Source organism: Leyella stercorea DSM 18206, assembly GCF_000235885.1.
Taxonomy (GTDB): domain Bacteria; phylum Bacteroidota; class Bacteroidia; order Bacteroidales; family Bacteroidaceae; genus Prevotella; species Prevotella stercorea.
In genome coordinates this window covers 30,972-50,543 of record NZ_JH379387.1, presented here as the reverse complement: position 1 = coordinate 50,543, position 19,572 = coordinate 30,972, and the positions used below count along the sequence as shown (strand labels likewise).

Annotated in this window: 17 protein-coding genes; 10 read left to right on the top strand and 7 right to left on the bottom strand. The window is 54.3% G+C overall.

What is annotated here, in order from left to right; genetic code table 11:
- Both rsmD and HMPREF0673_RS03395 read right to left on the bottom strand, forming a co-directional pair.
- Positions 1–564, bottom strand: a 564-nt coding sequence (gene rsmD / locus HMPREF0673_RS03400; RefSeq protein WP_007897976.1) for a 16S rRNA (guanine(966)-N(2))-methyltransferase RsmD, incomplete at its 3' end; no start/stop codon positions are given.
- A gap of 178 nt (positions 565–742) precedes the next feature.
- Positions 743–1,441 (bottom strand): DUF3822 family protein, encoded by a 699-nt coding sequence (locus tag HMPREF0673_RS03395; protein ID WP_007897975.1) that lies wholly within the window; start codon positions 1,439–1,441, stop codon positions 743–745.
- A gap of 131 nt (positions 1,442–1,572) precedes the next feature.
- Here HMPREF0673_RS03395 and HMPREF0673_RS03390 point away from each other — a divergent pair, with 131 nt between their 5' ends.
- The 10 genes from HMPREF0673_RS03390 to HMPREF0673_RS03345 all read left to right on the top strand — a co-directional run bounded on the left by HMPREF0673_RS03390 (position 1,573) and on the right by HMPREF0673_RS03345 (position 13,948).
- Positions 1,573–2,589 (top strand): glycosyltransferase family protein, encoded by a 1,017-nt coding sequence (locus HMPREF0673_RS03390; RefSeq protein ID WP_007897970.1) that lies wholly within the window; start codon positions 1,573–1,575, stop codon positions 2,587–2,589.
- A gap of 63 nt (positions 2,590–2,652) precedes the next feature.
- Positions 2,653–3,594, top strand: a complete 942-nt coding sequence (locus HMPREF0673_RS03385) for a PorP/SprF family type IX secretion system membrane protein (protein ID WP_007897968.1) — start codon at positions 2,653–2,655, stop codon at positions 3,592–3,594.
- 133 nt (positions 3,595–3,727) lie between these two features.
- Positions 3,728–5,182: a T9SS ring complex lipoprotein PorK/GldK gene (gene porK / locus HMPREF0673_RS03380; RefSeq protein ID WP_007897966.1), complete on the top strand. Its 1,455-nt coding sequence runs from the start codon at positions 3,728–3,730 to the stop codon at positions 5,180–5,182.
- 85 nt (positions 5,183–5,267) lie between these two features.
- Positions 5,268–6,149 carry a type IX secretion system motor protein PorL/GldL gene (gene porL, locus HMPREF0673_RS03375; RefSeq protein WP_007897963.1) on the top strand — a complete coding sequence of 294 codons (882 nt, stop codon included), beginning with the start codon at positions 5,268–5,270 and terminating at the stop codon, positions 6,147–6,149.
- Positions 6,150–6,168: 19 nt separating this feature from the next.
- A complete protein-coding gene (gene porM / locus HMPREF0673_RS03370; RefSeq protein ID WP_007897962.1) occupies positions 6,169–7,713 on the top strand; it encodes a type IX secretion system motor protein PorM/GldM in 1,545 nt (514 codons plus the stop codon).
- An 85-nt stretch (positions 7,714–7,798) separates the two neighbouring features.
- On the top strand, positions 7,799–8,860 hold the full coding sequence (gene porN, locus HMPREF0673_RS03365) for a type IX secretion system ring subunit PorN/GldN (protein WP_007897960.1): 1,062 nt from the start codon (positions 7,799–7,801) through the stop codon (positions 8,858–8,860).
- Positions 8,861–8,915: 55 nt separating this feature from the next.
- Positions 8,916–9,566, top strand: coding sequence for a porin family protein (locus HMPREF0673_RS03360; RefSeq protein WP_007897959.1), 651 nt, complete (start codon positions 8,916–8,918; stop codon positions 9,564–9,566).
- Positions 9,566–11,839 carry a replication restart helicase PriA gene (gene priA, locus HMPREF0673_RS03355; protein ID WP_007897958.1) on the top strand — a complete coding sequence of 758 codons (2,274 nt, stop codon included), beginning with the start codon at positions 9,566–9,568 and terminating at the stop codon, positions 11,837–11,839. Before HMPREF0673_RS03360 ends, priA begins: the two co-directional genes overlap by 1 nt.
- Before the next feature lie 70 nt (positions 11,840–11,909).
- Positions 11,910–12,911 carry an NAD-dependent epimerase/dehydratase family protein gene (locus tag HMPREF0673_RS03350; protein WP_007897957.1) on the top strand — a complete coding sequence of 334 codons (1,002 nt, stop codon included), beginning with the start codon at positions 11,910–11,912 and terminating at the stop codon, positions 12,909–12,911.
- 74 nt (positions 12,912–12,985) lie between these two features.
- The gene (locus HMPREF0673_RS03345) at positions 12,986–13,948 is read left to right on the top strand and encodes a phosphatase PAP2 family protein (protein ID WP_040596320.1); all 963 of its coding nucleotides are present in this window, start codon (positions 12,986–12,988) and stop codon (positions 13,946–13,948) included.
- On the opposite strand, the gene HMPREF0673_RS14485 is transcribed toward HMPREF0673_RS03345, so the two are convergent.
- From HMPREF0673_RS14485 to HMPREF0673_RS03330, 5 genes are read right to left on the bottom strand one after another with little or no spacing between them, the layout of a single operon-like run.
- Entirely contained in the window at positions 13,919–14,110 is a 192-nt protein-coding gene (locus tag HMPREF0673_RS14485) for a hypothetical protein (protein WP_007897955.1), read from the bottom strand. The two genes, HMPREF0673_RS03345 and HMPREF0673_RS14485, sit on opposite strands and share 30 nt — an antisense overlap.
- A gap of 7 nt (positions 14,111–14,117) precedes the next feature.
- A complete protein-coding gene (locus HMPREF0673_RS03340; RefSeq protein ID WP_083825685.1) occupies positions 14,118–15,770 on the bottom strand; it encodes a sensor histidine kinase in 1,653 nt (550 codons plus the stop codon).
- Between the two features lie 5 nt (positions 15,771–15,775).
- The gene (locus tag HMPREF0673_RS13730) at positions 15,776–16,051 is read right to left on the bottom strand and encodes a hypothetical protein (protein ID WP_007897952.1); all 276 of its coding nucleotides are present in this window, start codon (positions 16,049–16,051) and stop codon (positions 15,776–15,778) included.
- Positions 16,052–16,957, bottom strand: a complete 906-nt coding sequence (locus tag HMPREF0673_RS03335; RefSeq protein ID WP_007897950.1) for a hypothetical protein — start codon at positions 16,955–16,957, stop codon at positions 16,052–16,054. It abuts the gene before it with no gap.
- A 7-nt stretch (positions 16,958–16,964) separates the two neighbouring features.
- Positions 16,965–19,439 (bottom strand): TonB-dependent receptor, encoded by a 2,475-nt coding sequence (locus HMPREF0673_RS03330; protein ID WP_007897946.1) that lies wholly within the window; start codon positions 19,437–19,439, stop codon positions 16,965–16,967.
- Positions 19,440–19,572 lie beyond the last annotated feature (133 nt).

Below are 19,572 nucleotides of genomic sequence, written 5' to 3'. Positions count from 1 at the left end.
TGGTGCACTTGAGACAAGTGCACCCCCTGAAGCGGCTCTGAACAGCGAGAAGTTCACGCTGCCGTAGGCACGGTGCTCTATGAAGCCCGGCACATCAGAGAAGTCGTTATGCTTGCCATGCTCGAAGACGAGGAGTCCGCCGGGGCGCAACATTCCCTTGCTGAGGATGAGCTGCGGAATGGTAGGCAGCGTGGGCAGAGCGTAAGGCGGATCGGCAAAGATGAGGTCGTACTGCTGCTTGCACGACTTGATGAAGCGGAACACATCGCCACGGATAAGGATGTTATCCTTGGTGTCGAGCTTCGTCATACACTCGCGGATGAACGCGGCATGGTCGCGATCCATCTCCACACTGACCACCGGAGCGCAGCCGCGCGAGAGCAGTTCGAGCGAGATGCTGCCCGTGCCAGCGAAGAGATCGAGTGCCTGCGCACCCTCCATGTCCACGTAGCCGTTGATCACGTTGAAGATATTCTCTTTAGCGAAGTCCGTAGTAGGACGAGCCTTGAACGAGCGCGGAATATCGAAGTGGCGCCCCTTATATTTTCCTGTTATTATGCGCATGATATGGTGTTGATATGGTGTTATGGTGAGGTGGTGAGATGTGTGGTGTGGTGGTGAGATGGTGAAGTGGTGAGATGGTGAAGTGGTGAGATGGTGAGATGGTGAGATGGTGAGATGGTGACATTTGCATTGCATATCTCAACTCCTCAACATCTCAACTCCTCAACTCATCAACATCTCAACACCTCAACACCTCAACATTCTTCACAAACTGTTCAAGCTTGATTTTCAGTGTTTCTGGTTCTTCTGCATTACCAGTGATGACGAGTATGTCGGTGGGGCGCATGGCAAGTTGCTGCCACACGCTCATGATGTAGAACACAGCATCCTGTGTGTCGTCGATATGAAACGAGTTGCAGAAGCGCAGACGATGCTTGCGGAACGCTATTATCTCCATATCCTTGCCGTTGAACACACAGAACAGCTTCTCCTGGAAACCGCCATATGCACGCTGGCTCAGCGCAGTGAGTGTGGAGGCAAGACGAGGCGCGAAACACACGTAGCGAAAGTTCTCGTTGAGCACGAAATGCAGGTCTTTGTTCACGGCGAACGCGAGCACCACGCCCAATGTATCGAGTGGCGATGTCTGCACCTCGTCGGCTGGCGACATGCTGAACGCGTTGCGATAGAGCAGCGTAGCACTGCCCGAGGTGTACTCGTCCTCAGGGATGAGCATCGTCGGTGTGTCGACAACCACCGTGACACGGTCGTACAGACGCGGGTTGCGCAACAAAGCGCACACGGAGAGAGCCTGTCGCAGGTTGGCTGCTATGGAGATACCAGAGTTAAGGTTGTACACCTCACGCTCGGCAGCACCATCCGCAGAGTCGGTCTGCAACACAATCGCCGTATTGTCTATCGTGATGATAAGTTTCATATTTATACTGATATGTTTGCACAAAGTTACTGAAAAAGTTTGGGTTATGCGAAAAAAACATCATAGCTTTGCCGTTCTATAGTCAAATTTCTGTAATTTTGTAGAATTGAATAGACTAAATCGCAACGCTTATGCAACCATACAAGACTGATGTAGCAGTACTCATCCTCTTCTTCAACCGCCCCGACCACCTCAGCAAGGTGTTTGCGGAAGTGCGCAAGGCGCGTCCCTCGAAGCTGTTCCTCTATCAGGACGGACCGCGCGGTGAGCGCGATATGGCTGGCATTGAAGCCTGCCGCCGCGTAGTAGAGAACATCGACTGGGAGTGCGACGTGCAACGCCTCTACCAGGAGCGCAACTACGGCTGCGACCCCTCGGAGTACATATCACAGAAGTGGGCGTTCTCGTTCGTCGACAAGTGCATAGTGCTCGAGGACGACGACGTGCCGTCGCAGTCGTTCTTCACGTTCTGCAAGGAGATGCTCGACCGCTACGAGAACGACGAGCGCATTTGGATGATTGCAGGCTTCAACCCCGAAGAGCAGCTTAAGGACTATCCCTACGACTACCTCTTCACCTCCGTATTCTCAATCTGGGGATGGGCATCGTGGCGACGCGTCATCGACAAGTGGGAGCCAGGATACCCGTTCCTCGACGACCGCACGGCGATGCGACAACTCAGAAAGATAATGCGCCAACGCCGCTACTGCGAGGACACGCTACGCGCCTGCTACGACCATCGCGCGTCGGGCAAGGAATACTACGAAACGATATTCTGGGCATCGATGGTGATGAACTCCGGACTCGCCATTATGCCCTCGCACAACCTCATCAACAACCTCGGAGCCACTGACGGCTCCACGCATTACACCGGCTCGCTGCAGACCATGCCACGCCGCTTGCGCCGACTGTTCACCATGCAACGCTTCGAGCTGGAGGGCGAACTGAAGCATCCGCCATACGTGATAGAGGATGTCGACTTCAAAGAGCAGGTGTACCGCACATACGCTTACGGACATAGATGGATAAAGTTCGGACGCTCGATGGAGGAGTTGGTGCTCAATCTGCGCTACGGCAACTTCGCACACATCGGGCGCTCAATCGTCAACCGCATACGCAAAATATTCGGCAAAGACAGCCATTGGTAAACCTCGCGAAGCAAAAAACTTCGCCATTTCACAATAATATTAATAAACAGACGTTATACTTACGTGTTTAAACGCGGATACATAATAATAACGACGATACTATCGCTTGTCTCGGTGAAGAGCCAAGCCCAGTACGACGTATCGTTCAGCCACTACTTCGACATGGAACCCTCGTTCAATGCCGCAGCCGTGGGCAAGTCGCCGAAGCTCAACATCGCGGCTGCCTACGCCATGGAGATGGCTGGATTCAAACGTAATCCTAACACGATGTACGCTGGTGCCGACGCACAGTTTCTGCTCTTGAAGCAGTTTCATGGTGCAGGCATACAGTTGATGAACGACCAGATTGGTCTGTTCAGCCACAAACGCCTCGCCCTGCAATACGCCTTCAAGTTCAAGCTGTTCGGCGGACAGCTGTCGACCGGCATCTCCGCCGGACTGCTCAGCGAGACATTCGACGGCACAAAGGTAGACCTTGAGGAGTCGAACGACCCAGCCTTCTCGTCGTCAAAGATAGAGGGCAACTCGCTCGACCTTGCAGCCGGACTCTACTACTCGCACCGCAACTGGTACGTAGGCATCTCGGCACAGCACCTCAACTCGCCCTGTGTACAGCTCGGCGAGACCAACGAGATACAGGTGGATGCCACCTACTACCTCACTGGTGGCGCAACGATACGCCTGCGCAACCCGTTCCTGAGCATCCAACCATCGTTCCTCTTCCGCACCGACCTCTCGGGCTACCGTGGCGACATCACAGGTCGCTTCACCTACACCAACGAGAAGAAGATGTTCTACGCCGGACTCAGCTACGCCCCGACAATATCCACAACGGTGCTCATCGGCGGCAAGTTCCATGGCATCGTACTCGGCTACTCATACGAGATATACACCTCGGCTATCAACCCCGGCAACGGAAGCCACGAGATATTCGTAGGTTACCAGATGGATCTCAACCTACAGAAGAAGGGCAAGAACATGCACAAGAGCGTGAGAGTGCTGTAGCCCCTCCCAACCCTCCCCGTCGGGGAGGGCTTAGAAAGGTCTAAAGAGGCTTAAAAAGGCTTAGTTCGGCTTAAACGCCACCAACAAAGGCTTACCCCTCACCTCAAAAAGAAAACAAAAAAAACAACAATAGATGAAAGCAACAAAAAGCATATTACTATTAAGCATCATGGCACTCACCATGATTCTCACCGGCTGCTTCGGCAGCAAGGCAGCCTCGTCGGCAGGACGCGGTGGCGAAGTGGTGGGCGTGAGCGGACGCTCGTTCGCCGAGCCCGCACCCTACGGCATGGTGCGCGTAGGACGCGGCTACCTGCGCATGGGTCTTGAGAAGCAAGACAGCCTGTGGGGTAAGCAGACACCTGTGAAGGACATCTCCGTCGACGGTTTCTGGATGGACGAAACCGAAGTGACCAACTCCAAGTACAAGCAGTTCGTGGTATGGGTGCGCGACAGTATCATCCGCACACGCCTCGCCGATCCACAGTACGGTGGCGACGAGACATACATGATCACCGAGGACAAGAACGGCGACCCCGTCACACCACACCTCAACTGGAAGAAGCAACTGCCGCGCAAACCCAACGAGGACGAGCTACGCGCCATCGAGAGCGTATATACTCGTAACCCTATCACCGGCGAGAAGATGCTCGACTACCGTCAGATGAACTACCGCTACGAGGTGTACGACTACACTGCAGCCGCTCTGCGTCGCAACCGACTCAATCCCGAGGAGCGCAACCTCAACACAGACATCGAGGTGAACCCTGACGAGGTGGTGATGATATCAAAGGACACCGCATACATCGACGACGAGGGACGCATCGTCCGCGAAACTATCAACCGCCCGTTGAGTGGTCCGTGGGACTTCCTCAACACATATATAGTAAACGTCTACCCCGATACCACCTGTTGGGTGAACGACTTCCGAAACGCCGAGAACGAGACATATCTGCGCAACTACTTCTCCAACCCTGCCTACAACGACTATCCAGTAGTGGGCGTAACATGGGAGCAGGCTAACGCCTTCTGCGCATGGCGCACCGATTATCTGCTGAAAGGTCTCGGTCCGGAGGCACGCTACGTACAACGCTACCGCCTGCCGACAGAGGCTGAATGGGAGTATGCAGCACGCGGAAAGGAAGGCACCGAATTCCCGTGGGAAGACCAAAGCGTGAAGAGCGGCGACGGATGCTTCTTCGCCAACTTCAAACCCGACCGTGGCAACTACACCAAGGACGGCAACCTCATAACATCGAAGGTGGGCATATACGGAGCTAACAGCAACGGACTCTTCGACATGGCAGGCAACGTAGCCGAATGGACAAGCACCGTGTACACCGAGGCAGGCGTAGAGGCGATGAACGACTTCAACCCTTCCCTACAGTACAACGCAGCGAAGGAAGACCCCTATCGACTCAAGAAGAAGAGCGTACGCGGTGGTTCGTGGAAAGATCCCGAGTCGTTCATACGCTCAGCATGGCGCACATGGGAATACCAGAACCAGCCACGCTGCTACATCGGCTTCCGCTGTGTACGCAGCTTAGCAAACACATCAAGTGCTAAAGCAAAAGGAAAAAAGAAGTAAGTTGAAGATGGTGAGAAGTTGAGGTGGTGAGATATCTACACAACACTCACAAACCTATGTATTCTCACAATAAAAATAAAGAAATATGACAATCTATAGCAAATTCAACATAGTCTACCACTTGCAGAAGTGGATGGACAGTGTCCCCGGACAGACATTCCTCAACTACGCATATAGCTGGGGTGCTTCAGTCGTAATCCTTGGTACGCTCTTCAAGCTCACCCACCTGCCGGGCGCCAACATCATGCTTTTCGCAGGTATGGGCACCGAGGTGTTCGTGTTCTTCATCTCAGCCTTCGACCGTCCGTTCGACAAGACGCAGGAAGGCAGAGACCTCCCTACGCACATTGACGAAGAGGAGATAGACCGCGAGGAGGCTGAAGCAGAGGCTGCATACAACGCCGGCGTGCAAGTTGCAGGTGGCGGTTCTGTAGTCGGTGGTGCTGGCGTAAGCGGCGGTGGCACTATCATAATAGGTGGCGGCACTGCAAGCGCAACCGCTTCAGGCACAGCTCCGACTTCCGAAGGCGCAACACAGACTATAGTAGGTGGCACACAGACTATAGTAGGCGGAACACAGACTGTTGTATCGCCCGAAGCTGCACAGACAGCCGCTGCAGCAGCCGAGCTGGCAGCCAACCACGAGGTGGCTATGCAGCTGGCAGACGCACAGGCAAACTATCTCGACGAGCTCAAGCGACTCACCGAGACCCTGCAGAAGGTGTCCGACCAGAGCGCACGACTCACACGCGACAGCGAGGAGATGGAGAACCTCAACCGCACACTCACCGGCATCTGCAAGATATACGAGATGCAGCTTAAGGGCGCAAGCCAACAGATTGGCACTATCGACCAGATCAACGAGCAGAGCAAGCGCATGGCTGAGCAGATTGAGCAGCTCAACGGCATCTATGCTCGCATGATTGAGGCGATGACCGTCAACATGAACTTAAAAGTAAAAGAGTAAAAAGGTAAAAAACCTAAGAATGGCAATAAAGAAAAAACATATCTCCCCCCGCCAGAAGATGATCAACCTCATGTATGTGGTGCTGATGGCGATGCTTGCCCTGAACATTTCCTCGGAAGTGCTCAACGGCTTCTCTATCGTGGAGGAGAGTCTTAACCGTACCACTGCCAACTCCTCAAAGGAGAACGAGGTGCTCTACAACAACTTCGCCGAACAGATGAATAAGAACCCACAGAAGGTGAAGGAGTGGTTCGACAAGGCTACGGCTGTGAAGCGCATGAGCGACTCGCTGTACAACTTCGCACAGGCACTGAAAGTGCAGATTGTGCGCGAGGCTGACGGCAAGGACGGTAATATCTATGACATAAAGAGCAAGGACAACCTCGAAGCAGCAAGTCATGTAATGCTCGCACCGGGCACCGGACAGGGCAAGAAGCTCTACGATGCCATCAACACGTTCCGCGAGCGTATCCTCAAGATGGTTACCGACCCACATCAGCGCGAGATAATAGAAAGCAACCTCACCACAAAGGTGCCGAAGGGTGCCAATACGCTCGGTAAGAACTGGCAGGAGTACATGTTCGAGGACATGCCCGTAGCAGGTGCCGTAACACTACTCTCGAAGCTGCAGAGCGACGTGCGCTACGCCGAAGGCGAAGTGTTGCACACGCTCGTTGCGAACATCGACATGAAGGACATCCGTGTGAACAAGCTCTCGGCGTTCGTCATACCCGAGTCGAAGACCATCATCAGTGGCGACCAGTTCTCGGCACAAATCGTAATGGCAGCCGTAGACACCACACAACAGCCAGAGATATACGTAGGCGGACAGCGCATCAATAGCGGACTCTACCGCTTCACGGCAGGTGCCGTCGGCGAGCATCAGTTCGGCGGATACATCACCATGCGCGATGGTGCTGGCAACATCATCCGCCGCGATTTCACGCAGAAATATACCGTCGTCGCACCGAGTGCGACCGTATCGGCAGACCTTATGAACGTGCTCTACGCCGGCTACGACAACCCGATAAGCGTCAGCATACCGGGCGTACCGCTCAACGCCGTATCGGCATCAATGTCTGGCGGTTCGTTCCGTTCTATCGGCATGGGCAAGTACATAGCGCGTCCGTCGGCAGTGGGCAGTGATGTCACTATCTCCGTCGCATCCAACGCCAACGGCAAGTCGCGCCAGATGGGCAAGTTCACATTCCATGTGCGCAAGCTCCCAGACCCGGCAGCATACATGCAGATCGGCACCGACCGCTTCCGTGGCGGCGGACTCGCCAAGGCTTCTATCATGAGCGCTCCAGGCATCAAGGCAGCCATCGACGACGGCATCCTCGACATACAGTTCAAGGTTGTGAGCTTCGAGACCGTGTTCTTCGACAACATGGGTAACGCTGTGCCGATGGCTTCGGCTGGCAGCAACTTCTCGGAACGACAGCGCGACACCTTCCGCAAACTCTCAAGAGGCAAGCGCTTCTACATCTCGCGCATCACAGCGGTAGGCCCCGACGGCATCACACGCAAGTTGAACGGATCAATGGAGGTTATAGTGAAATAAAGCTAGAACCCTAGTAAACCTAGTAAACCTAGAACCCATAGAAAGTCTAGTCCCCTAGCAACCCAAGAAAACAAAAAACAAAACAATGAATAAATTCTTAGCAATACTCCTCGCCGCCCTCTTCTGTGCCGATATAGCTTCGGCACAGCCTGCGGCACGTCGCCGCGAGCAGGCTCAGCAGCAACAGCAGAAAGACCAGGGACTGAGCGTGCGCGCCCAGATATCGTTCCCTACGCAGAAAGCGATGGACGAGGACGTGACATGGCGACGCGACATATACCGCGAGATAGACCTCACGGAGGATGCCAACGCCGGACTCTACTATCCGGTGGAGCCGGTAGGTTCGCAGATGAACCTCTTCACGTATATCTTCAAGCTCGTGATGAAGCGTTCCATCACCGCCTACGAGTACCGCTTGGACGGCAATGAGGTGTTCGACGACGCAGCAAAGGTGAACCTTAAATCGCTGCTCGACAACTATCACATCTTCTACGAGCGCACCGACCGTGGCATACGTATCGACGATAGCGACATACCGTCGCGCGAAGTGACGGCTTACTACGTGAAGGAGGCGACCTACTACGACGACCGCAACTCGGCGTTCCACACCAAGGTGCTCGCCCTCTGCCCAATTCTCAAGCGCGAAGACGACTTCGGCGACGCTGCTACAAGCTATCCGCTCTTCTGGGTGAAGTACGACGACCTTGCACCGTTCCTCACGAAGCAGACCATTATGACGAGCAACCTCAATAACGCTGCCACAATGTCGATGGACGACTACTTCACGAAGAACATGTACAAGGGCAAGATATACAAGACCACGAACATGCTCGGCAAGACGCTCGCACAGTACTGCCCCACCGACTCGGCTATGAAGAAGGAGCAGAAGCGCATCGAGAAGGAGCTTACCGACTTCGAGCAGCACGTGTGGGGTGCGGGCGAACCGAAGGACTCGCTCGACAGCATCGCCACTGTGGACAAGAAGGCGGCTAAGGCTATCAGAAAGAAGAACCGTCGTGCAAGTGCTGCAGCCTCAACTCGAACAAAGACAACAACCGCAAAGGTGAAGAGATCGCGCTCCAATAGCGGTGCGTCAAAGCCGTCGGGTAGTACAGCACGCGTCAGCGTACGCAGACAGCGACACTAACTCTCAACTACCATCAAGCAAACGTAAATTGAATATTAACCCAAAACAAACAGGTATGAAAAAGATCTTTACATCAGCAGCCATCGCACTTGCGATGCTTTTCACGGCAAACACAGCGAATGCTGGTATCAACTTCGGTGTTAAGGGCGGTCTGAACGTAACAAGCATGAGCATCAGTTCAAAGGTGCTCGACTCAAACAACCGTGCAGGCTTCTTCATCGGTCCGACTGTGAAGTTCACACTTCCGCTCGTAGGTCTTGGCATCGACGCTTCGGCTCTCTACGACCAGCGTGAGGCAGAACTCGCGGTAGATGTTGACGAAACCCAGTACGTACTGCCCACAAAGCAGACTCTGAAGACACAGGCTATCAACATTCCTATCAACGTGCGCTACAGCATCGGCTTGGGTAGTGTTGCCAACGTGCTCTTCTTCGCAGGTCCGCAGTTCGGCTTCCACGTAGGCAATAAGAACAAGGATCTTGGTGCAGATTGCGAGTGGAAGCTCAAGAGTTCGCAGTTCAGCGTGAACGTTGGTGCTGGTTTCACCGTTCTGAAGCACCTCCAGCTCACAGCCAACTACAACATCGCTTGCGGAAAGACGGGCGATGTAACATTAAGCAAAACAGCAAGTAACGTATTGGGAGCTCCGTTCGAGAAGAGCGGTCGTACCAATGCTTGGCAGATAGCCCTTGCATACTACTTCTAATGCACTACGTAGACGTAATACTCCCTCTACCTTTAGAAGGAACATTCACATACTCCGTACCTGAGCCTATGGTGGCTCAGGTGCGGATGGGTGTGCGTGTACTTTTGCCCTTAGGCAGGTCGAAGACATACACGGCGATGGCGGTGCGGTTGCACAGCGAGAAGCCGGAGTTCGAGACACGCCCCATCATCCAAGTCATAGACGCAGAGCCTGTGCTCATCGAGCAGCAGCTACGCCTATGGCAGTGGATTTCTACCTACTACATGTCGCCCATTGGCGACGTATTCAAAGCCGCGCTTCCTGCCGGATTGAAAGCCGAAGAGAATTATCGCCCGAAGACGGTGCGCTGCGTCACGCTGCCCGCCAACCTACGTTCGGAGCAATCGCTCCACATGGCACTCACCATCCTGAAGCGTGCACTGAAACAACATCAGACATTCAGCACCTACCTTGAGCTGTCGCATTGGAGCGAGATTGACGGCGAGACACCGCCGGCGCATATCGCCGAGATAGCCTGCGACGAACTGCAGAACGCTGCCAACGCATCAGATGCTGTGCTGCGCCAGCTCATCCAGCGCAACTTCCTCGAAATTTACCATCGCGAAGTGGGTCGTCTGAACACCACAGGCGAGTATCATCCCGAGCGCATACAACCTCTCAGCCCTGCACAACAAGCGGCAGAGGACAGCATACAGAAACAATTCAACGAGAAGAACGTAGTGTTGCTGCACGGCGTAACGTCGAGCGGCAAGACCGAGATATACATCCACCTTATAAAGAAAGCCATCGACGAAGGCAAGCAGGTGCTCTACCTACTGCCCGAGATAGCACTGACGGTGCAGATGACGCGCCGCCTACAGAACGTGTTCGGCTCACGCTTGGGCATATACCACTCTAAATATAGCGATGCCGAGCGCGTAGAGATATGGAAGAAGCAGCTCTCCAGCGAACCCTACGACGTGATCCTCGGCGCACGCTCCGCTGTCTTCCTGCCCTTCACGCGCCTCGGACTCGTCATCGTCGATGAGGAGCACGAGACATCGTTCAAGCAGCAAGACCCTGCTCCACGCTATCACGCACGCTCTACAGCCATCATGCTCGCCCGGATGTACGAAGGGGCGAAGGTGCTGTTAGGCACGGCTACGCCCTCCATGGAGAGCTACCACAACGCCTGTATGGGCAAGTACGGCTACGTGCAGCTCACCACACGCTACAAGGACGTGGCGATGCCCGAGATACGCGTTGTAGATACCAAAGACCTGTACCACCGCAAGATGATGCGTGGGGCGTTCTCGCCCGACTTGCTTGAGGCGATGCGCACGGCGCTGCGCAACAAGAAGCAGGTGTTGCTGTTCCAGAACCGCCGCGGCTTTGCGCCTATGGTTGAGTGCAAGGTGTGCGGATGGGTGCCTAAGTGCAAGAACTGCGACGTGTCGCTCACCTATCACCGCTCGATGAACCTGCTCACCTGCCACTACTGCGGCTACACCTACCCCGTGCCGAAGCAGTGCCCCAACTGCGAGAGCACCGAACTGCTCGGTCGCGGCTACGGCACGGAGAAGATTGAGGACCGCGTGCGCGAGCTGTTCCCCGAAGCACGCATCGCCCGTATGGATCTTGACACCACACGCTCGGCTGGCGCCTACGGACGCATCATCGACGACTTCTCCTGCGGCAGAACCGACATACTCATCGGCACGCAGATGATAACCAAGGGGCTCGACTTCTCGGGCGTCACGGTCGTGGGTATTTTGAATGCCGACACCATGCTCAACTATCCCGACTTCCGTGCCTACGAGCAGGCGTTCCAGATGCTCTCGCAGGTGAGTGGCAGAGCGGGCAGGCGCGACGAGCGCGGACTCGTCATACTGCAGACCAAGAGTGCCGACCTGCCAGTGATACAGCAGGTCGTTGCGGGCGACTTCCAGACGTTCGCCCGCGACTTGCTTGAGGAGCGCAGCATGTTCCGCTATCCACCGTTCTACCACCTCGTCTATGTCTACCTACGCCACCGCAACGAGCAGCTCGTAGACAGCGCAGCCATCGAAATGGCATCGCGTCTGCGTCAGGCGTTCGCCGACCGCGTACTCGGACCAGACAAGCCAGCCGTAGCACGTGTGAAGACGGAGTCGATACGCAAGATTGTCATCAAGCTCGAGCAGGGCATCAACCTGCCGCTCGCACGCCAGTGCATGGCGGAAGCACGTACCCAACTGCTGCAGGACAAACGCTACGCAGCCATGACCGTATTTTTCGATGTCGACCCAAGCTGATTGCCATTTATTTCGCTAACTCGTTTTTTTATAGTAACTTTGCAACCTGTACTATGTACCAATATTAATAATGACCAACAAGATACTTATAACAGGAGCCAGTGGCTTCATAGGCAGTTTTATCGTTGAGGAAGCCCTCAACAGAGATATGGAGGTGTGGGCAGCAGTGAGGAAAACCACATCGCGCAAATACCTTCAGGATAAACGCATACATTTCATTGAGCTCGACTTCAGTTCAAAGGAGCAACTGAAGGCGCAACTCGGTGAGCACGAGTTCGACTACGTCGTGCACGCTGCCGGCGTGACGAAATGTCTCGACAAAGCCGACTTCCGCCGCATGAACACCGAGGGCACAAAGAACTTCGTCGATGCGCTCATCGAGCTGCAGATGCCGCTGAAGCGCTTCGTGTTCCTCAGCTCGCTCAGCGTGTTCGGCGCGATACATGAGGAGCAACCCTATCAGGACATCAGCGAGCACGATACGCCGCGCCCAAATACGGCGTACGGCAAGAGCAAGCTCGACGCCGAGAAGTACCTCGACAGCATTGGCAACGACTTCCCCTACATCATTCTGCGCCCTACGGGAGTGTACGGTCCGCGCGAGACCGACTACTTCCTCATGGCTGAGAGCATAAAGAAGCACGTCGACTTCGCCGTGGGTTTCAAGCGTCAGGACATCACTTTCGTGTACGTGCTCGACGTGGTGCAGGCTGTGTTCCTCGCTCTCGATCGCGGCATGAGCGGCAGAAAGTACTTCCTCTCCGACGGTGAGGTGTACAGTTCTACCGAGTTCAGCGACCTGCTGAAGAAGGAGATGGGCGTGAAGTGGATGTTGCGCATCGTGGCACCGGTGTGGGTGCTGCGCATCGTGGCGTTCCTCGGCGAGAAGATGAGCCACATCACCAAGAAACCGTCGGCTCTGAACAACGACAAGTATAACATTCTGAAACAGCGCAACTGGCGCTGCGACATCGAGCCGGCTTGCGACGAGCTTGGCTATCATCCGCACTACAAACTCGCCGACGGCGTGAAGCTCGCCGTAGCATGGTATAAACAGAACGGATGGCTGTAATGCCTGTGCGCGCAGGTGATTGCTTGGTTGGTGCACTTGAGACAAGTGCACCCCCTAAAATTACACTTAAGACAATGAAATTCTTTACACAACTTTTCTCTATAGACAAATCGCCCAGACGCGGACTTTTGGCACTGGAGTGGCTCGTGATGGCATACACGGTGTTCACACTGCTTGTGGCTCTCTTCACCTACACCAACCTGCAGAATCCCGACGCAATGATATGGGGACGTGTGCGTGTGGTGGCAATGACCGTGGCGCTGTGGTTGGCTTATCGCCTTGTGCCCTGCCGACTGACGCTGCTGGCGCGCGTAGTGGCGCAGATGTCGCTATTAGCGTGGTGGTACCCCGACACGTATGAGCTGAACCGTATGTTCCCCAACCTCGACCACGTGTTCTGCCGCGCAGAGCAGTCGATGTTCGGCTTCCAACCGTCGCTCTCGTTCGCCTCCACCTTCTCGTGGGCACCCATCAGCGAGCTGATGAGCATGGGCTACGCTGCCTATTATCCAATGATTGGTTTGGTGGCGTTCTTCTACTTCTTCGCACGCTACAACGAGTTTCAGCGAGCTTCGTTCATTCTGCTCGCCTCGTTCTTCATCTACTACATCGTGTTCATCTTCGTGCCCGTTGCCGGACCGACGTTCTACTTCAAGGCGGTGGGTATAGAGAATATCACGAACGGCTTCTTCCCTGCCGTCGGCACCTACTTCAACACTCATCAGGAGTGTCTGCCCACTCCGGGCTACGTAGACGGTTTCTTCTACGACCTCGTGGAGCAGGCTAAGGCTGCAGGCGAACGCCCTACCGCCGCCTTCCCATCGTCGCACGTAGGCGTATCGACGGTGTGCATGTGGCTTGCTTATCACGCACGCAACCGCCGTCTGCTCTACTTCATGACACCGTTCTACGTGTTCCTGTGTCTCGCCACGGTGTACATCCAGGCGCACTACGCCATCGATGCCCTTGCCGGACTCGTCAGCGGCACTCTGCTCTACTTCATACTGCTATTCACAACGAAGGGGATAAGATGTTGAAGTGGTGAGATGGTGAGGTGGTGAGATGGTGAAAAGATGTTGTTGTGGTGAGGTGGTGAGGTGGTGATACCATCCGCATCGGTCGGCGCAGACATCCGCATCGGTCGGCGCAGACACCCGCATCGGTCGGCGCAGACATCTGCGTCGGTCGATGCGGATCATTTTATACCTACATTGGATGCGTGAAAACGAAACGCGCACCATCGGTGTAGTCGGTATCAACCCATATCTTGCCGCCTAACTCTTCCACTATCGACTTGCATATAGGCAGTCCGAGTCCGGTTCCCTGCCTGAACGCATCCAGCTTCTTGAAGCGTTCAAACACCTCTTCAGCCTTCTCCACCGGTATTCCGCAACCCGTATCGCTAACGCTTATCTTTATAATGCGCTGCTCTGGATACTGATCCAGACGGATTGTGATTTTTCCGCTATCCGTACATTTCTTTGCATTGTTCAGCAGATTGGTAAGCACCTGTAGCAAACGCTCCCTGTCGGTGGCAATCATCAGGTGTTCCACCCTTGTTTCCACTATGATGTCCACCCCTGGTTTCTTGTTGACAAGAGCACTCTGTGCGGCTGTGTTTATGAGCGATACAACGTCGTACTCACCCATACTGAAGCGCATCTTGCCGGCATCAATCTTCGATATGTCGAGCACATCGTTGATTAGCTTCAGCAGCAGTTCACCGTTTACCATTATCAGTTCGCCATACTGTTGCTTCTCCTCCGCCGTCAGTTCTATCTGGTCGTTGGTGAGTATCTGCGAGAAGCCCATCACGGCGTTTAGCGGTGTGCGTATCTCGTGGCTCATATTGGCTATGAAACGCGACTTCATAAGGTTAGCCTGCTCGGCGTTATGCTTCGCCTCGAGCAATTCCTTGCCCTGACGCAGCAACTCCAGATGCAGCTTTTTACCCCTCTTAAGCAGATAGAGCGACACGATAAGTGCCGACAGCAGCACGATAAAGAGCAGGAAGACGATGATGATTGTATTGAAGTACTCCTTGAAGATGCTTACGGGCATATTCACCATATCGTATTTCACGTTGATATCGTCGAGCGAGAGGTGCAGATCTTGTAAGCGATTGAAGTCGAAGATGTACTTACAGTCAGCCAGTGCTACGGGCCTCTTCTTGCCTGTCTTCAGGAACGCCACCACATCGTCGGCAAGCGTGCCGCCCATGATGTGGTAGCACGGCGAATAGCCGCCTACGGGCCAGTGGCCGATAGCCACGTCGGACATGGTGAATGTGGGCAGTTCCGGATTGTTCTTGCAGAAGGTGTATGTAGTATTGCGCACTACGTAGCGGTTAGATTTGTCTACGCGCCATGTGCCTATCAGCATTGCCTGTGTAAGCGGAATATCGGAAATAGCCTCGTCGGCATCAACAAACGTCATCGTTCTGCCGTCGATATACCTCACCACAAAGCGGTGGTCGGTCTTTGCGTACTGCTTGAAGAGAGCGCGCATGGTGACACCACCCAGTGTGTTGTCGGACATAAAGGTGAGCGTGTCGCACTTTGGGTAGAAGTGCTTTATGAGGTCGAAGTTCTTCTTCACATCATAGTGGTACACCTCACCGCCCACGATGTTGAAATGCTTGAAGTCGGTAGTAACGTCATACGCCACGGGGTCCCACTTCTTGAAATCGACGGAGTCTTGCGGCATCTTCACGATTGCCGAGCTTCGCAGACCCACAACCACTGGTGTCTGCCTCAGTTCCTCATCGTCGTCGAAGGAGAAGTAAGCCGACGACACCTCCATGCCAAGCAGCACGATGCAGGCTGGTCGATTGCCACGGCTATAATACTTATTGAGCACCCTTTTCAAACGAATTCTCCACCGCTTGCCGTCGGCAGGTTCTGGGCGTTGATGTCCTCCACCGCAACGGGGTTGGGCAGTCCGCTCTTGGTATATTGCTCATAGAACGCGCTGATGTTGTCGCTGATGCTCTTCACATCGGGATTGTACGACGACACGACAACTATGGGTGCCACATTCTTGTGTGACACCTGCATCTTGCCCTTGTGTGCCCATAGCGGCAAGTTCAGCAATACTGACAAAAGCAGCAAAAAGCCTGTTCGCATAGTTAATGTTTTCATTTAGTTGATTGGTTTCAGCGAGCCTTCAACGTATGTGAACTCGCCCTTACCCGTCACAAGATACTGTATTGTGTAGGGCACCAGTTTATTGCCCTCCATGTGTGCCACGAAATTAACGGTGTACGTAACGTTCATACCCTCCACCGGTTCTGCGTTCCCGAAGCCCTCGCTGAGCGACACGGCGAACGTGGTGACAAGGTTGCGCTGCATGGTGGCTACCACCTCCTCGTCGGTCATGCCTCCGTAGACGCTCGGGGTGTTGCTCTTGGCATCAGCCGCTACCCACTCCACACGGTTGTTGTAGTAGCTGCAACCGCTGAAATACTCGGTGTCGGCAAAGCCGTTGAGGTAGCCGCCGGGGTTGAACTGGCCGAAGCCGTTCGGCTCGTCGTACTTTATATTCACCCATATTATGATGCGGTTATAGAACGACTTGCTCGTAACGTTGCCCTTCTCGTTAGGCAGGGTCAGCACCACGCTCGGGTTATACTTCCACTCGCCGGCAATCTTCTCGAACGGATTGGTTACGTTCTTCGGCTCGCTCTTCTCGGACTGATTGTCCATGCCAGTCGTTCTCATCGCAAACTGAGTAAGCATGCGGTAAGTGACCGTCACCGACGAGCCGTTGTCAGCCGTGGGATACTTCTGCTTGAGCCACACGGATATGCACTGTGCGGCATAGCTGCCACTAATGAAGAACTTTTTCGTCTTGAGGTCGTCGTCCTTCATCAGCGATGCAATCTTCTCGTAATCGGCATCCGTCAACTCCACCTCCAACTTCTTCACATCAGTAGGCTTGTATGTATTTTTGTCGAAGCCGTCAAGATTCTCGTTAAAGTCGCCGCAAGACGTAAGCACGACTACCGCTGCAAGTATTATATAATGTATCAGTTTCATTTTCTTCATATTACTCTTAAAACGCTATTTTCAATTTCACCGAGAATGTACGTCCGAAGGCGTAGAACACGCGGTAGGCATCCTTCCAGCCGTTGTTTGTACCATCGTAGAAGGCATCCTGAATGTACTCGTAGTTGAGCACATTCTTCACCACGCCGAAGATTGAAGCACGGCACGAGCCGATATTGAAGTCGTAGCGCGCGTTGAGGTCGAGTTGTCCGGCAGCAGGCACACGCCAAGGCTCTTTGAGCGTGAGTTCGCCGCCACCGCCATACGTAGGCAGCGAATAGTCGGCATAGAGGCGTGCGTAGTAGGTGTAGTCGGCACCGATGTGCAGCATCTTCAGCAGCTTCACGTCGCCACCGATGGCAGCCGTGGTCTGTGCCGAGCCGCCTACGTGTATGCCGTCCTGGTTGAGCGTGAACTTCAGGTGGTCGGGGGCACCCACCCCACTTGCCACCGCACCCGTGGTGATATTGGCAAGCGGCTGCGTAGCCGAGTTGTAGAAGTAAGCCGTGGCGTTGTTGTCCCAACGCCAGTTGCCGAGCGAGAGCATACCCTTGAGCGTCACGTAAGGCGTGGGGCGTGCCACCACGTCGAGCTCCACACCCATGTGCTTGGCATTGACACCGGTCATACTCATGGTGTACAGCTCCGTGTTGTTGTTCATGTAGCCCGACTTGGAGGTCGTCTTGTCCATCCACTTCGTGAAGTAGGCGTTGAGAGCCACGTAGAGCCATTTATAGCGCAAACCGTAACCCAGCTCGAAGGAGAATGCCTTCTCGTTGACTGCGTCCTTGTTTATCTCGTTGCTCGACTGCGACATGAGGAACACACCGCCACTGAAGAACGGTGCGCGACTGATGTATCCGACATTGGCGAAGACATTGTTGTAGCGGTCGATGTTGTAGTTCAGTCCGCCCTTGATGCTGCCCGAAGCGAAGTTCTTCGTGTCCGACTTGGCGTGAGCCTCATCGTAGTAGAAGCGGTCGTAGCGCCAGTAGCGCGACGTTGCCAACGTACCCGATACGAATGCCGTGATGCGGTCTTTGGAGTACTCCAACTGCGAGAACACACCGTGCTGCACGATGTGACTATCGTAGTCGCGGAACACCACATCGCCAATGCTCAGTTTCTCGTACTGCCAGTTAGGGTCGAGCGCAGCGGCATTGTTGGCAGGGTTCACGCTGCTACGGTAGCGCAGGTCGGTGTAGTAGGCACCGTTGTAGAGGTCGGAAATCTTCGCCGTATGCGTGCCCTTGTACGAACGCATGTCGAAGCCGGCGTAGAAGTCGAGACCCTTTGCGAACTGACGGGTGTACGTAGAGAGCAGTCCGTACCAGATATGGTCGTTGAAGCTCTGCGCCATCACCATCTTCGAACCGGCATCGCTCTGCTCGTTCAGCTCCTGCACCTGGTCATAGGCGAAGGTGCCGTCAGCGTGGCGGAAGTCGTAGCGCAGCTTGCCGTTGGCAGCTCCGTACCAGCTGTTGGCGTATGCGGAGTTGATACCCTGACCCGAGTTGCCGTAGCCGTGTCCGATGGACATGTAGAGAGCCGTGTTCAGCGACGACTTATCGTCGATAAGCCAGATATGATTAAGCGAGAATTGTGGCTTGTGGTAGAAGTTGAAAGCCGACGACTTACGCTCGCCGTTCTTTCCAAAACCGTATGTGGGGTTATAGCGATAGACACTCTTGCCGCCCATGAAACGCTTCACGTCCTGCCAACCCTCGACGCTGAGTCCGTCGTACTGGTTGCGTTGATAGTGCGACTGTGGTGAGCCGAATCCCGTGAGCGCAATCTGATGATGCTGACCGAGACGCTTGCTCACGGCAAAGAAGTAGTCGTAGTCAGAAAAGTTGGTGCCCTGGATGTAGCCATCGCCCCATTTCTTGCCAAACAGCATAGAAAAGTTCCAACCCGACTTGGTGAGACCGGTGGAGAAAGAAGCCGACACATGGTTGAAGCCGTCGTTGCCTACACTGTACGTGGCATAGCCTCCACGCTTGCTGTCCGTAGTCTTGGTCACGATGTTCACCGTGCCGCCAATCGACGGCACCGACACCTTGCTGGCACCCAGTCCGCGCTGCGTCTGCATGTAGCGCACCATCTCGCCCAGTCCGCCCCAGTTGCTCCAGTAGAGTCCGCCGTGCTCCATATCGTTGACGGGCACGCCGTTCACCATCACTGCCACGTTAGAGCTTTGGAAACCACGCATGTTCAACTTCGAGTCGCCGTATGCGCCACTGTTCTTCGTGGCATACACACCCGGAGTCTGGTTGAGCATTTCGGGCAGCTCGTTGTTGCCGAGTTTGTTCTCCACTTCCCTACGGTCTACATCGCTCATTGCGATAGGAGTCTTACTCGCAACGCCACGCGAAGCGGTCACGGTGATGTTCTTCAACATCACACTCATCTCATTATCAGCAACGGCAGTACTGTCGCTCGATACCTTTGCTTTGGGTTGACGTTTGCCATATACATACATGTTATTTGATACAAAAGCAACAATAAGCAATGGCAAAATAATTGTTTGATTCTTCAAAATTCGTACGGGTTTAAATGTTTTGCAAAATTAACACTTAATAAATACACAGCAAAACAATATCGGTTATTTTTAA